This window comes from Plantibacter sp. H53 (genome assembly GCF_001650455.1).
Lineage (GTDB): Bacteria > Actinomycetota > Actinomycetes > Actinomycetales > Microbacteriaceae > Plantibacter > Plantibacter flavus_A.
Window position 1 is genome coordinate 114433 of the sequence record NZ_LWCT01000024.1, and the last position, 12789, is coordinate 127221.

Genomic DNA, 12789 nt, shown 5'->3' on the forward strand with positions numbered 1-12789 from the left:
GCATTCCGCGGTACCACGGACGCGGTACACGGGTGTCCGCCGGAGGGGGACGCGTCGGACGGGCGTCGCCGCGAGTCTGGACTGGTGCCGGAGCACCCGGCCCCAGACGAGGAGACACCATGCAGAACACCACAGCGCCGCCGATCATCTCGGTCCGGGACGTCCGGCGTTCCTACGGTCGCGGTCAGAACCGGTTCGACGCGCTGAAGGGGGTGAGCTTCGACATCCACGCCGGCGAGAGCGTCGCGATCGTCGGGAAGAGCGGCTCCGGCAAGTCCACGCTCATGCACGTGCTCGCGCTCCTCGACGCACCGAGTTCCGGCACCGTCGAGCTCGAAGGGGTCGACACGAGCACCCTCCGCGGTCGCCGCCTCAACACGACCAGGAACAAGACCTTCGGGTTCGTGTTCCAGCAGTTCTTCCTCACCGCCAACGCGACGGTGCTCGAGAACGTCCTGCTCCCCATGAAGATCGCCGGCGTCCGCCGCGGTGACCGACGTCGCCGGGCGCTCGCCGCACTCGCGCAGCTCCAGCTCGAGGACAAGGCGCGCAACCGCGCGGTGAACCTCTCGGGCGGGCAGAAGCAGCGGACGGTGATCGCCCGCGCGCTCGTCAACAACCCGCGGATCATCTTCGCCGACGAGCCGACCGGCAACCTCGACACGGCGACCGGCGCCGTCGTGGAGGACATCCTGTTCTCCCTCAACCGGGAGAGCGGCATCACCCTCATCGTCGTCACGCACGACGAGGAGCTGGCGGCGCGCTGTGATCGGCGGATCCTCATCCGAGACGGACTGCTCGTCGAGGACGAGGCGGTGGCCGCATGAGAACCGTCGACCTCATCGGGACCGCCGTCGCGAACACGTTCCGGTCCAAGACCCGGACCATCCTGACCATCCTGGCGATCTTCGTCGGAGCGTTCACCCTCACCCTCACGAACGGGCTCGGCACCGGCATCAACGCCTACATCGACGACACGGTGTCGAGCGTCGGCGCGTCCGACACGATGACCGTCACCAAGACGGCCGACACCGGCGGCGGGCTGGGTGGGGCCACGAGCGGGCCGAAGGAGTACGACCCGGACGCGGTCGCCGCCACCGGTGCCGGTGCGCCGGGATCGACCGTCGTCGCCCTCACGCCGACCGATCTCGACGAGCTCGGGGGGATCGACGGCGTCCTCGACGTGCAGGCCGTGAAGTCGATCTCGACCGACTACATCGAGTCGGGCGGCGGCACGAAGTACGTCGTCGGTGTCGGCGGCCTCATCTCCGGGCAGAGCGTCACACTGCTGGACGGTGCACAGCCCGACGACGACACCGACACGCTCCAGCTCGTGCTCCCCACCTCCTATGTGGAACCGCTCGGCTTCGGAAGCGACGCCGACGCGGTCGGGCAGACGGTCACGGTCGCCATCACGGATGCGCAGCGCACGCAGCACACCGTGGACGCGACGGTCGTCGGAGTCGCCGAGGAGAGCCTCGCCTCGCCCACGGGCGCCTCGATCGTGCCGAACGCCGCGCTCACCGACCTCCTCTACGAGACGCAGAACATCGGCGTCCCGTCCGACCAGGTCGAGCGGTACGCACAGGCTTCCATCCGGTTCAGCGCGGACGCCACCGACGAGCAGATCACGGCGTTGAAGGACCGACTCGCCGACGCGGGCTACACCGGCACGACCGTCGCGGACCAGCTCGGCACCATCAAGACGGTGATCGACGGGATCGTCCTCGTCCTCAACGCCTTCGCGATCATCGCCCTCCTCGCGGCCAGCTTCGGGATCGTGAACACCCTGCTCATGTCCGTGCAGGAGCGCACCCGCGAGATCGGGCTGATGAAGGCCATGGGGATGGGCAGCGGGAAGGTCTTCGGGTTGTTCAGCCTCGAGGCCGCGTTCATCGGTTTCCTCGGCAGTGCGATCGGCGTCGGTATCGCGGTGCTGGCCGGCACCGGCATCAGTGCCGCGCTGTCCGGATCGCTCCTCGCCGACCTGCCGGGCCTCGACCTCATCGCGTTCGACCCGGCGTCGCTCGGGATCATCGTCCTGGTCGTCATGGTGATCGCGTTCCTCGCCGGGACCCTGCCCGCCGCCCGGGCCGCCAAGGCCGATCCGGTGGAGTCGCTCCGCTACGAGTGAGATGCGGCGGAAGGTCCGTGGTGACGGCTGTGGGGCGTGGCGGAAGCGGCGCCCCACAGCCGCGCCGGCGCCAGGTTGAGGAGCAGCACCGGCGCAGACGCTCAGGTCACGTCTGCAGCGTCCACGTTACGACCAGCGACCGCCCTGTCGTCGGAGGTTGAGGCTCGGCGCCTGCTCTCTTACGCTTCGCGCTCGCGCTTCTCCGCTTCGCGCCGTGGGGTGGTGACGTGCTCGGCTCGGAGCCCGATGCCGATGAACCTCGCCGCGAGCGGCCGGACGACCGGGCCGGCGAGTCGCATGAGGCGGATCACCCACCGCGGTGCGATGCGGTCGCCCGTGGTCGTGCGGGAGATCACCCGGTGCCCTGCCCGCTGGATGCGCTGCATGATCCTGACCGGCTGCTCGCGTCGACGTTGGACGGCAGCGAGGACCTCGGACGGCGCGTCCCCAGCGGCGAGGTGGCCGGCGATCGCATTGGACAGGGCGACCGCATCCTGGATCGCGTAGTTGACCCCGACACCGAACATCGGTGACATCGCGTGCGCTGCGTCGCCGATGGCGATGAAGCCCGGGCGGTACCAGCGGTCGAGGCGGTTGAGCTGGACCGAGAGGAGCTTGACCTGGTCCCAGCCGGTCAGGGTGTCGACCACCGGACGCAGGACCGGCGCGGCATCGACGATCCGGCCGCGGAGCGCCGACAGGCCCTCGGCTCTGAGCTGCCCCGCGCCGCCCTTCCGGATGACCATGCCGGACTGGTACCGGTCACCCCGGTCGATCGTGAGGATCATGCCGCGCGGCGAGAGGTAGGCGAGGGTCGGCGGCGGCGGGTCGGCGGGCTTCGGCAGGCTGAACCACAGGACGTCGATCGGGACGCCGCTCTCGTCGGGGATGAGTCCGGCCGCGTCACGGAGTGCCGAGGTGCGTCCGTCAGCCGCGACCGTGAGGGTGGCTCGGATCTCGACGTCGGTGGAGGTGCCGGCCGCCAGGTCGGTGTCGGTCGCCGGGTCGTCGGCGGCCCTCGTGGTCGCGTGCAGGCCGCGGACCCGGCCCTGCTCCACGATGAGGCCGGTCGCCTCGGTGCGGAGACGGAGCTCGAAGTTCGGCAGTGCGGCGGCCTCCTCGGCGAGGAAGTTCAGGAAGTCCCACTGCGGCGCGAGGACGAGGAAGCGGTCGGGCGCCGGCAGGGTGCGGAAGTCGACCATCGTCATCCGCAGGCCGTCGATCACGGCGTCCATCGTCTGCAACCGGTTGAGGGGTAGCCGCAGGAACCGCTCGCGCAAGCCGAGCTCGCCGAGCAACGTGACGGTCGACGGGTGGATCGTGTCGCCGCGGAAGTCTCGGAAGAAGTCGGCGTGTTTCTCGAGCACGGTCACGCGGAGGCCCGTCCGGGCGAGGAGGTAGCCGAGCACCATGCCGGCCGGGCCGCCACCCGCGATGACGCAGTCGCGGTCGGGGGTGTGGTCGCCGTGATCGCTGTCGGTGCGGGTCGTCGGTTTCATCGCGCTGCTCCCGTCGGTCTCTTCCGGACACTACTCCGGAACCCATATCGTCGACATCATGCGTGTGTTGCAGCGGGTAGGAGTGCCGCTTCTCGTGTCCGGAACGATCGTGCTCGCGCTGTCGGCGTGCTCTGGTGGGAGTGGGCCCGGTGGTGACTCCGCCGGCAGTGCATCGCCCGCTGCGACGGTGCCGGCGGAGCCGTCGAACGGGGGCTCGGGAGACGGATCGCCCCTGCAGGTCGACTGCGCGGCGGTGGAGGCGGCCGTCGCGCCGTACATCGAGGGACTCGTGGCGCGGGAGGACAACGGGGCGGACGAGTACGGGACCCTCTGCGGCTGGGAGGCGCCGGAGGGGACGATCGACGCGGCGGACATCCGATCGGTGGAGGTCGTCGTCTCGCCCGAGCCGAGCGAGGCGCTGTCGGTCGATGAGCTCGCCGCCGCCGGGCTCACGCCGATCCCGGATGCGACCATCGAGGCTGCCGGCGGGATCGCGTACAGCGCGACGGTCGAGACCGGAGTCGCCGCGGTGATCGTCACCACGGTGGTGCTGCCGGACACCGAGGTGTCCGTCACCGGCGGGCAGTGGGCGGGTCATCCGTCGCTCGACGGGCCTGCCGCGGTCGCGGTCGTGAAGGCGCTCATGGGCCGGTGAGCGGACTGGGAGCATGTCGCCCTTCGGCACGCTCGGCGACCCAGACCGTTCCCTGAGCACCCCCGGTCCGCGAGCAACCCTCGCCGGTCCCTGAGCTTGTCGAAGGGCACACGAGGAGACTTCGACAACCGGCTCGACTCGGCATCTGGAATGTCAGTGGTCCGTGGTGGACTTGTCCCATGACCGAGACCACCCTCACCGCGATCCGCGCGAGCGACGAATATGCCGCGCGCCTCGCGGAGTTCTCGGACCACTACGCGGAGATCCAGCGTCGGCGTGCTGCTCTGGACGCCGAGGAGGCTCGGCTCCTCGCCCGCTCTGCCGCCTACGCCGACGCTTTCGCCGACGTCACGGTTCCGGCGATCTTCCCGCCGGCGGAACGCCAGGCCCTCTCCCGTCGGTCGACCTGCGCAGCCCTCGCGATGGCGACGCGCACGCCCGAGCAGACGGTGCAGCGGGCGACCAACGACGCCGAGCGGCTCGTGAACGAAGCACCCGCTGTACTCGAATCCCTCGAAGCCGGTCGCATTTCGGCGCGGCATGCGCAGACGATCATCGACCAGCTCAGTGACGTCCCGACCGCAGGGCGGGCGGTGTTCCTCGCGGAAGTCCTGCCGGTCGCGGAAGAGTCCACCAACGCGAACCTCCGCAGGCGCGCCCGCGTCCTGCGCGAGCGGCTCCACCCCGAGTCGATCACCGCCCGCGCCCGGCGGTCCGAGGCGGACCGTCGGATCGAGTTCGAACCCGCGGCAGACGGCATGGCTTGGGTGCACCTGTTCACCACGGCACCGATCGCGCAAGGCATCATCGAGCGGGTCGAGACGGCAGCTGCGGAATCGCGCAAGGCCGGTGACACCCGCACGTGCGCCCAGCTGCAGGCGGACGCCTTGGCGGCGCTCGCGCTCACCGGCGTGACCCCGGAAGACGTTATGACGAGCCCGGCGCTCCCGCACCCCATCGAGGTGCAGGAGCACATCACACCGACCGTGCAGATCACGGTCCCGGCGCTCAGTATGGCCGGCGTGAGCGATGCCCCGGCCACGCTCGACGGGTATGGTCCCATCGACCCGGAGACCGCGGCACGCATCGCGGTGAACGCACCCAGCTTCACCCGGATCCTCGTCCAGCCGGAAACCGGCGCGGTCCTCTCTGTCGGGCGGAATCAGTACCGGGTTCCGGCCGATCTCCAACGGGCAGTGCGCCTCCGGGACGGCACTTGTCGGGCACCGGGCTGCGGGCGACGGGCCCGAGCGTGCGACCTCGATCATTCGATCGCGTGGGAGGACGGTGGCACGACGGATGTGGGGAACCTCGCGTGCCTGTGTCGACATCACCATCGGATGAAGCACCTGCCGGGGTGGAACCTCGACCACAGACCCGGCGGGGTCCTTGAATGGACGACACCCGACGGGAAGCATCACCGGACCGAACCGGACCCCGCACCGTTCTGACCCCCGTCGGTCCCTGAGCCTGTCGAAGGGCAGCCGGGTTGCGCACGCTCCGTGGACGGGGAGCTGCTTCCGGGACCACCTCCGCACCCCGCCGGGTAGGCTCCAAAGGTGGGCACCGACGAAGACCAGATGCTGTCACTCGTATACGCGAGCACGGCGACACAGCCGTTCAGCGACGACGACCTCACCGCCCTGCTCGCCACCTGCCGCGAGAACAACGCCCGCGCACAGCTCACCGGCATGCTCGTCCACCGCGACGGCAGGTTCCTGCAGGTCCTCGAAGGACCGGAGCTCGCCGTCCGCGGGCTCATGGACACCCTCGCCGCCGATCCCCGCCACACCGGCATCCGCGTGATGTTCGAGGAGCCCATCCGCGAACGCCAGTTCGCCGCCTGGACGATGGGCTTCGAACGCGCCGACACCGCCACCGGCACCGATTCGGAGGCCGAGCTCGACGGCTACCGGGACACTTTCGACGACCTCGACCGCGACGACCCGACCGCCACCATGCGCGCGCTGCAGGAACTCGCCCGCTGGTTCCGCAGCCGCGCCACGCGGAGCTGAGCCGCGCTCAAGCCCGCGCTCACACCCGCAGTCAGCCTGCGAGGTTGCCGATCGGGCTGTCGTCGAGGTTCGCGAGCAGCTCCGCGACGTCGCCGTAGACCGCGACCGCACCAGCGTCACGGAGCTCCTGCTCACCGAAGCCACCGCTGCGCACCCCGATGCACTCCACGCCGGCCCGCGCAGCCGCCTCGATGTCCCAGACGGCATCGCCGACCATGACCGCCCGGGACGCCGGCACGCCCGCACGATCGAGCGCGACCTCGACGATGTCGGGCTCCGGCTTGGCGGTCTCCACGTCACCGGACGAGGTCGCGGCGAAGATCGCGTCGTCGACGTCGAGCAGCTCCCGCAGGATCTCGAGCTCGTTCTCCGGAGCCGAGGTCGCCAGCACGACTGCGATCCCGCGCTCCGCCAACTCGCCGAGCAGCTCGCGCGCACCGCCGATCACCCGCAGCCGGGAGGTGTTCTGGAGGTAGTACTCGCTGTGCAGCTCCTTCGCCCGCTCGCCGTACTGGTCGACCTCGTCGGAACCGTCCAGCAGCGATTCGAGCAGCTCGCCACCGTCCTTGCCGATCGAGCGGTGGATGCGCCACGCGTCGACCGGTCTGCCGGCATCGGCGAACGCACGATCCCACGCGTCGACGTGCAGGTAGTTCGAGTCGACGAGCGTCCCGTCGATGTCGAAGAGCACCGCGATGCGGTCGTCGGAGTTCTCGGGGACGGTGGTGTCAGCTGGTTCGGACATGCGACCAGTCAAACCCGCGAGCCCGCGATTGTGAAGCGGTGGTGATTCGCCACAGAACGTGCGAGCCCGCCGTGCCGCCCGCTACTGGAACCGACTCGAGAAGACCACCGAGCTGGTCGCATCGTCGAGGAACACCTTCGTCACTCGGCCGTCCTGCGAGAAGGCGTCGTCGAGAGCAGGCGAGCGCACGAACGGTCCCGGCGGCAGTGCGTCGTCGAGTCCGGGGTCGAGGTCCGGAAGCTCCGCGCCCACGTCCGAGCCCCCCTCATCGGGTGCGAGCGCCCGCAGTTCCGCGTATCCGGCCTCGTCCAGGACGACGACCGCATCGATCCAGTACGTGCTCGGGCCCGGAACCCGCGCGTCGCCCATGGTCCCCGACATCCAGGTCGCCGAGAGCGCGCTGGCGAGTTGTGGGAAGCGCTCGGTGAGGGGGCCGAGCTCGTGCCGGATCTCCCCGGTGCCCGAGCGGGTCGCGGCGTCCGATGCGGATGCGGATGCCGCCGTCGTCCGGTCCGGCGAGGGCGACGACGCGCAGCCTGCGAGCAGACCGGCGACGACGACCGCCGTGGCCACGAGGGTCGCGCGCGGCGCGAGACGGCGACGTCGATCGTGCAGCCGAGCAGTCGTGTCCATGCCTGCAGCCTAGAGGTCTCCGACGACTGTCCGTTCGGCCAGTCGGGGACTGTGCGGCGGGCTGGGGCGCCCTGGGTCGCCCGCTACGAGGCTGAAGACATGAACGTACCAACCTCTCATCCCATCGAGGCCCGCGGGCTCCGGAAGACCTTCCACGGTCGCCCGCGCGTCGACGACGTGTCCTTCACCGTCGACCCCGGCCGGGTCGTCGGACTCCTCGGCCCCAACGGTGCCGGGAAGACCACCACCATCCGTCTGCTCCTCGGTCTGGTCCGGCCGGACGCGGGCGACGGTCTCATCCTCGGCCGCCCGTACCGCCAGCTCGAGCACCCCGCTCGTTCCATCGGCGCCGTCCTCGACGCCGGCGGACTCCACCCGGCCCGCACCGGGCGGCAGCACCTCCGCATCGCCGCCGCACGGATCGGGGTCGACGCGGCCCGGATCGACGCGGTCCTCACCGAGGTGGGGATGACTCGCGACGCCGACCGCCCTGCGGCCGGGTATTCGCTCGGCATGCGTCAGCGGATCGCGATCGCCGCAGCCCTCCTCGGCGAGCCTGCCGTGCTCATCCTCGACGAGCCGTCGAACGGTCTGGACCCGGCCGGCATGCAGTGGCTACGACGCCGGCTGCGTGCGTTCGCCGACGCGGGTGGGACGGTGCTGCTGTCGTCCCACCTTCTGTCCGATGTCCAGGACATCGCGGACGACGTGGTCGTCATCACCGACGGTCGCGTGCTGGCCCAGTCGTCGATGGTCGACATCCTCGCCGCATCGGGCGGTGGCCTCGAGGCGTACTACCTCCAGGTCACCGGGACCGCCCAGCTCACCGAGAACGGGCAGGTGCGCTGATGTTCCGCGCAGAACTCATCGGGCTCGTCACCACGACCGCGACGAAGGTCACCGCGGCGGTCGCCGTCGTGGGACTCATCGTCACGCAACTCGCCTTCGTCACCCTCATGCCCGCCCTCGCCGACGGCGACATCGGTCCTGGCCTCGATGCCCTCGGGAGCGACTTCCCCGTCCTGGACCTCGCCTCCCGCGCCGTCCAACTCGACGCGCTCAACCCACTCGGAGCGTCGATGGGCAGCGGCTCCATCGGCGTCGCACTCCTGGCGATCACGTTGCTCGGCGTGCTCGCCGGCACGAGTGACGACCGCTACGGCGGCATCGTCGGTGCTGTCCTCGCCTCGCCGAAGCGGTTCCGCATCGTCGCAGCCAAGGCGGGCGCGGTCGTGCTCGCCGGCGTCGCCCTCGGTGTCGTACTCGCCCTCGTCAGTCTGGTCACGCTCGTGATCACCCTGGCGGCGACTGGAACGCCCTTCGTCCTCGGTCTCCCGGACCTCGCAGCACGGTTCGGGCTCGGTGTCCTCGCCGTCACCGCACTGTCGGTCATCGGCCTCGCGGTCGGACTCATCGTCCGCACCCAGCTCGCCGGCGTGCTGACGATGATCGCGATCCTCATCCTCGAACCGATCGTCGTCTCGTCGATCCAGTTGGTCGGCGGCGGTACTCCGCCGGTCTGGACCCAGTTCCTGCCCGTCGCCCTCGCACAGGGCGTCATCCACGGCGGAACGGACGGGCTCGGGCCGTTCGTCGCCATCCTCGCCCTCGTGGCCCTCACCGCCGCCCTCACGGTGGCCGCATCCGCTGCGCTCTCGCGCCGCGACATCTGAAAGGAATCACCCACATGAACGACCAGACCCAGACCCACACTCAGACCAAGACGCAGCACCAGACCCGTCACCGCACGCTCATCGCCGTCTCGGCCGCCGCCGCGCTGCTCGCCGGAACCGTCTCCCTCAGCGCCTGCTCCAGCGCCACGGAGCAGACCGCCGGCACCGGCTCCGAATCGGGCCCACTGCAGGACCGGATGCAGTCGCTCGTCGACGCCAGCTACCCCGCGGCGCTCGCCTCGGTGATCGGACCGGACGGTGATGCGATCGACGTCGCGGCCGGTATCGGCGACCTCGCGACCGACGAGTCGGCCCCGATCGACGGCGAGGTGCGGATCGCGAGCAACACGAAGATGTTCGTCTCGACCGTCGTCCTGCAGCTCGTCCAGGAGGGGAAGGTCGCGCTGGACGCCCCGATCGACACCTACCTCCCCGGACTCATCACCGGCGACGGCATCGACGGCACCCGCATCTCGGTCCGTCAGCTGCTGCAGCACACGGCGGGGCTCCCCGAGTACGCCGACCAGATCGCCGCCGACGCGTTCGCGGCACAGGAGCGCTACACCTCACCCCGCGACATGCTCGACATCGCCCTCGCCAAGCCGGCCGTGTTCGCGCCGGGGGAGCGCTGGGAGTACAGCAACACGAACTACCTCGTGCTGGGACTGCTCGTCGAGGCCGTCACCGACCGTGCACTGCCCCAACAGATCGACGAGCGCATCGTCAAGCCGCTCGACCTCGAGCACACCTACTTCCCGGCGCCGGGCGAACGCGAGCTGCGCGGTGAGCACCCGCACGGGTACCACGCGAAGACCGTCGGCGACCTCCTCGACATCACGGCCCTCGACACCTCGTTCGCCTGGTCCGCCGGTGCCATGGTGTCCACGCCGCACGAGCTGAACGTCTTCATGCAGGCCCTGCTCGACGGTGAGCTCCTGAACGAGGAGAGTCTCGCCGAGATGCAGACCACGGTTCCGGCTGGCGACGAGCTGTGGCCGGGAGCGGGCTACGGGCTCGGCCTGCAGAGCTACCCGCTGAGCTGCGGTGGTGTGGCCTGGGGCCATGGCGGCGACATCCCCGGAACCCAGACGCGCAACGCGGTCGGTCCTGACGGCACGGCCGTCACCATCGCCGTCACCTCGCTGCCGTGGGCGGTCGTCTCGCCCGACGACAACGAGCGGTTGATGGAGCAGTACCGGATCGTCGTCGACGCCCTCGACGCCACCCTCTGCGAGCGATGACCGCTGCTCACCGGACGCCGAGCGCCGGCCCCCACCGGGGTCGGCGCTCGGCGTGGTTGACTCGACCCATGACCTCTCCCGCACGGCCCGCCCCGCTCGCGGCCCGTCTGCGCTCGGCGCTCCCGCCGGTCCTGGTCCTCGCCGGTGCGGTGGGGTATCTCGGGGTCGTCCCGTGGGTCGACGAGCTGCACGCCGTGCCGGGTCGGATCCCGCCGTGGGTGCATGTGGCCCTGGTCGTGCTCCAAGCCGTCGCGCTGCTGCTGCGGAGCCGGTACCCGGTCTTCGTGTTCGGGGTCGTGGTCGCGCTCGACCTCGTGATCCTCGGCAGCACCGGCGGTGAGCTCGGTCTCGGCTCGTTCGGGGTGATCCTCGCCACCTACGCGCTCGCTCGTCGCGAGGACCGTCGAACGGTGGTGGCCGCACTGGTGACGGGCGCGGCGGCCACGACGGTCGTCGGCGGCATCGCGATGGCCTTCGGGTCGTCCGAGGAGCCGCTCATCCTCGTGTTCGCGGCCGTCGCGCGCATCGTGCTGCAGTACGTGCTCCCGGCCGGTGTCGCCGAGTACGCTCGGGGGCGCGAGCGCCTGCTGTCGGCGATCGAGGACCAGGCGCGCATGGCCGAGAACGAGCGACGGATCAGTGTGCAGAACGACCTCCGCGCCGAGCGCACCGCCCTCGCCCGGGAACTGCATGACATCGCCGGGCACCACCTGTCGGGGATCATCGTCAGTGCCCAGGCGGCCAGCGCGCTGGTCGAGCGTGACCCGGAACGTGCTCGGGCGATGCTCCAGACGGTGCAGTCGGACGCACGGACGACGCTCGTGGACCTGCGGCGGACGGTCGGCCTGCTGCGCAGCGACGACGCCGATGCCCGGGGCGGCGGAGACGGATCGACGCTCGGGCCGGCGACCACTCCGACGATCGCGGCGATCCCGGAACTCGTCGAAGCGGCGCGTTCGCGGGGGCAGCACGTCGCGTACACCGTGACCGGTGAGCCTCGTGTGCTGGGTCCGCTCGCGGAGACGGCCGCGTACCGGACCGTCCAGGAGTCGCTGGCGAACGCCGCCCGGCATGCGCCCGGAGCCGTCTGTCGTGTGGCGGTGCGGTTCGAGGCGGATGCGATCGAGCTCACCGTGACGAACGCCGCGTCGTCGCAGCGGCCTGCGTCGCCGTCACGAGATGGCTATGGCCTCTGGGGCATGCGCGAGCGCGCCGAACTCATCGGGGCGCGATTGACCGCGGCACCGACGGACGAGGGCGGGTGGCGGAACCGTCTCACCATCCCCGACGAGCACCGACCCGACCAGCAGGGTCCTGACGAGCACCGTCCTGACGAGCACCGTCCCGACCAGCATCGGAGTGATTCATGATCCGCCTCCTCATCGCCGACGACCAGGCGGTCGTCCGCGCCGGCCTCTCGGTGATCCTCGGCGCCGAACCCGACATCGAGGTCGTCGGTGAGGCGATCGACGGTGCCGACGCGGTGCGGTTGGCGAAGGAGCTGCGTCCGGACCTGATCTGCATGGACATCCGGATGCCGGGCATGGACGGGATCACGGCGACCCGCACGATCACGGCGGACCCGGAGCTCGACGCCGACGTCCTCATCCTCACGACCTTCGACGTCGACGCGGACGTGTTCGCCGCCCTCGAGGCCGGCGCAGCAGGCTTCCTGCTCAAGGGCGCCGATGAGGCGACGCTGCTCGCCGCGATCCGCTCCGTCGCGGCGGGGGAAGGGACGCTCGACCAACGACTCACCCGTCGCATCCTCCGGGAGTTCTCAGAGCGCCGACGGGAGACGCCCGCGGCCGCGATGGCACCGGCGGAGTCGCCGCTCACCGACCGCGAGTTCGAGGTGCTCGACCTCCTGGCGCAGGGACTCTCCAACGCGGAGATCGCCGACCGCCTCTTCGTCGAACCCACCACGGTGAAGTACCACCTCGCCGGCCTGCTGCAGAAGACCGGTGCGCGCGACCGCCTGCAGGCCGTGTTGTGGGGGATCCGCGCGGGTCTCGTCGACCCGCGGTGAGCTGTGGGTGGCGAGCCGTGAAGACATAATTAATATTATCAGCTCAGCATGCCTGCGGATCGGTATAGCCCGCCTTGTTGCTCTCCTCGCGATTTGTCTTTCCTGATCCAGATGATCTGCGCCTCGCGCACGGGCTCGGTGAAAGCGAGGACACATGACTCGTCG

Annotated in this window: 13 protein-coding genes; 10 read left to right on the forward strand and 3 right to left on the reverse strand. The window is 70.4% G+C overall.

All coding sequences use genetic code 11. The features are described from left to right. The first annotated feature begins 119 nt into the window (after nucleotides 1-119). On the forward strand, nucleotides 120-827 hold the full coding sequence (locus A4X17_RS11965; RefSeq protein ID WP_056779793.1) for an ABC transporter ATP-binding protein: 708 nt from the start codon (nucleotides 120-122) through the stop codon (nucleotides 825-827). Beyond that, nucleotides 824-2134: an ABC transporter permease gene (locus A4X17_RS11970; protein WP_064295896.1), complete on the forward strand. Its 1311-nt coding sequence runs from the start codon at nucleotides 824-826 to the stop codon at nucleotides 2132-2134. Before A4X17_RS11965 ends, A4X17_RS11970 begins: the two co-directional genes overlap by 4 nt. A gap of 179 nt (nucleotides 2135-2313) precedes the next feature. Here A4X17_RS11970 and A4X17_RS11975 read toward each other — a convergent pair whose 3' ends face one another. Beyond that, nucleotides 2314-3633, reverse strand: a complete 1320-nt coding sequence (locus tag A4X17_RS11975) for an FAD-dependent oxidoreductase (RefSeq protein ID WP_064295897.1) — start codon at nucleotides 3631-3633, stop codon at nucleotides 2314-2316. A 94-nt stretch (nucleotides 3634-3727) separates the two neighbouring features. Here A4X17_RS11975 and A4X17_RS11980 point away from each other — a divergent pair, with 94 nt between their 5' ends. The 3 genes from A4X17_RS11980 (at nucleotide 3728) to A4X17_RS11990 (ending at nucleotide 6303) form a co-directional block, all read left to right on the forward strand. Further along, nucleotides 3728-4288, forward strand: a complete 561-nt coding sequence (locus A4X17_RS11980) for a hypothetical protein (RefSeq protein ID WP_082916123.1) — start codon at nucleotides 3728-3730, stop codon at nucleotides 4286-4288. A 179-nt stretch (nucleotides 4289-4467) separates the two neighbouring features. Further along, a complete protein-coding gene (locus A4X17_RS11985) occupies nucleotides 4468-5739 on the forward strand; it encodes an HNH endonuclease signature motif containing protein (protein ID WP_064295898.1) in 1272 nt (423 codons plus the stop codon). Between the two features lie 108 nt (nucleotides 5740-5847). Beyond that, on the forward strand, nucleotides 5848-6303 hold the full coding sequence (locus tag A4X17_RS11990; RefSeq protein WP_231884372.1) for a BLUF domain-containing protein: 456 nt from the start codon (nucleotides 5848-5850) through the stop codon (nucleotides 6301-6303). Nucleotides 6304-6334: 31 nt separating this feature from the next. On the opposite strand, the gene A4X17_RS11995 is transcribed toward A4X17_RS11990, so the two are convergent. Next, complete coding sequence (locus A4X17_RS11995; protein WP_064295900.1) at nucleotides 6335-7048, reverse strand: HAD family hydrolase; 714 nt, start codon at nucleotides 7046-7048, stop codon at nucleotides 6335-6337. An 81-nt stretch (nucleotides 7049-7129) separates the two neighbouring features. Then, nucleotides 7130-7681, reverse strand: a complete 552-nt coding sequence (locus A4X17_RS12000) for a hypothetical protein (RefSeq protein WP_064295901.1) — start codon at nucleotides 7679-7681, stop codon at nucleotides 7130-7132. Nucleotides 7682-7780: 99 nt separating this feature from the next. On the opposite strand from A4X17_RS12000, the gene A4X17_RS12005 reads away from it, so the two are divergent. The 5 genes from A4X17_RS12005 to A4X17_RS12025 all read left to right on the forward strand — a co-directional run bounded on the left by A4X17_RS12005 (nucleotide 7781) and on the right by A4X17_RS12025 (nucleotide 12624). Next, the gene (locus A4X17_RS12005; RefSeq protein WP_064295902.1) at nucleotides 7781-8530 is read left to right on the forward strand and encodes an ABC transporter ATP-binding protein; all 750 of its coding nucleotides are present in this window, start codon (nucleotides 7781-7783) and stop codon (nucleotides 8528-8530) included. Further along, the gene (locus A4X17_RS12010; RefSeq protein WP_064295903.1) at nucleotides 8530-9354 is read left to right on the forward strand and encodes a hypothetical protein; all 825 of its coding nucleotides are present in this window, start codon (nucleotides 8530-8532) and stop codon (nucleotides 9352-9354) included. The genes A4X17_RS12005 and A4X17_RS12010 overlap by 1 nt, the downstream gene beginning before the upstream one ends. 14 nt (nucleotides 9355-9368) lie before the next feature. Further along, nucleotides 9369-10595 (forward strand): serine hydrolase, encoded by a 1227-nt coding sequence (locus tag A4X17_RS12015; RefSeq protein ID WP_082916124.1) that lies wholly within the window; start codon nucleotides 9369-9371, stop codon nucleotides 10593-10595. 68 nt (nucleotides 10596-10663) lie between these two features. Continuing rightward, nucleotides 10664-11965, forward strand: coding sequence for a sensor histidine kinase (locus tag A4X17_RS12020; protein ID WP_064295904.1), 1302 nt, complete (start codon nucleotides 10664-10666; stop codon nucleotides 11963-11965). Beyond that, nucleotides 11962-12624 (forward strand): response regulator transcription factor, encoded by a 663-nt coding sequence (locus tag A4X17_RS12025; RefSeq protein ID WP_064295905.1) that lies wholly within the window; start codon nucleotides 11962-11964, stop codon nucleotides 12622-12624. Before A4X17_RS12020 ends, A4X17_RS12025 begins: the two co-directional genes overlap by 4 nt. Nucleotides 12625-12789 lie beyond the last annotated feature (165 nt).

Bases quoted from the DNA above. Each gene is read 5' to 3' on its own strand.
- A4X17_RS11995 (WP_064295900.1), bottom strand. From the start codon at position 7,048: ATGTCCGAACCAGCTGACACCACCGTCCCCGAGAACTCCGACGACCGC.
- A4X17_RS11985 (WP_064295898.1), top strand. From the start codon at position 4,468: ATGACCGAGACCACCCTCACCGCGATCCGCGCGAGCGACGAATATGCC.
- A4X17_RS11975 (WP_064295897.1), bottom strand. From the start codon at position 3,633: ATGAAACCGACGACCCGCACCGACAGCGATCACGGCGACCACACCCCC.
- A4X17_RS11970 (WP_064295896.1), top strand. From the start codon at position 824: ATGAGAACCGTCGACCTCATCGGGACCGCCGTCGCGAACACGTTCCGG.
- A4X17_RS12015 (WP_082916124.1), top strand. From the start codon at position 9,369: ATGAACGACCAGACCCAGACCCACACTCAGACCAAGACGCAGCACCAG.
- A4X17_RS12005 (WP_064295902.1), top strand. From the start codon at position 7,781: ATGAACGTACCAACCTCTCATCCCATCGAGGCCCGCGGGCTCCGGAAG.
- A4X17_RS12020 (WP_064295904.1), top strand. From the start codon at position 10,664: ATGACCTCTCCCGCACGGCCCGCCCCGCTCGCGGCCCGTCTGCGCTCG.
- A4X17_RS12000 (WP_064295901.1), bottom strand. From the start codon at position 7,681: ATGGACACGACTGCTCGGCTGCACGATCGACGTCGCCGTCTCGCGCCG.
- A4X17_RS12025 (WP_064295905.1), top strand. From the start codon at position 11,962: ATGATCCGCCTCCTCATCGCCGACGACCAGGCGGTCGTCCGCGCCGGC.
- A4X17_RS12010 (WP_064295903.1), top strand. From the start codon at position 8,530: ATGTTCCGCGCAGAACTCATCGGGCTCGTCACCACGACCGCGACGAAG.
- A4X17_RS11965 (WP_056779793.1), top strand. From the start codon at position 120: ATGCAGAACACCACAGCGCCGCCGATCATCTCGGTCCGGGACGTCCGG.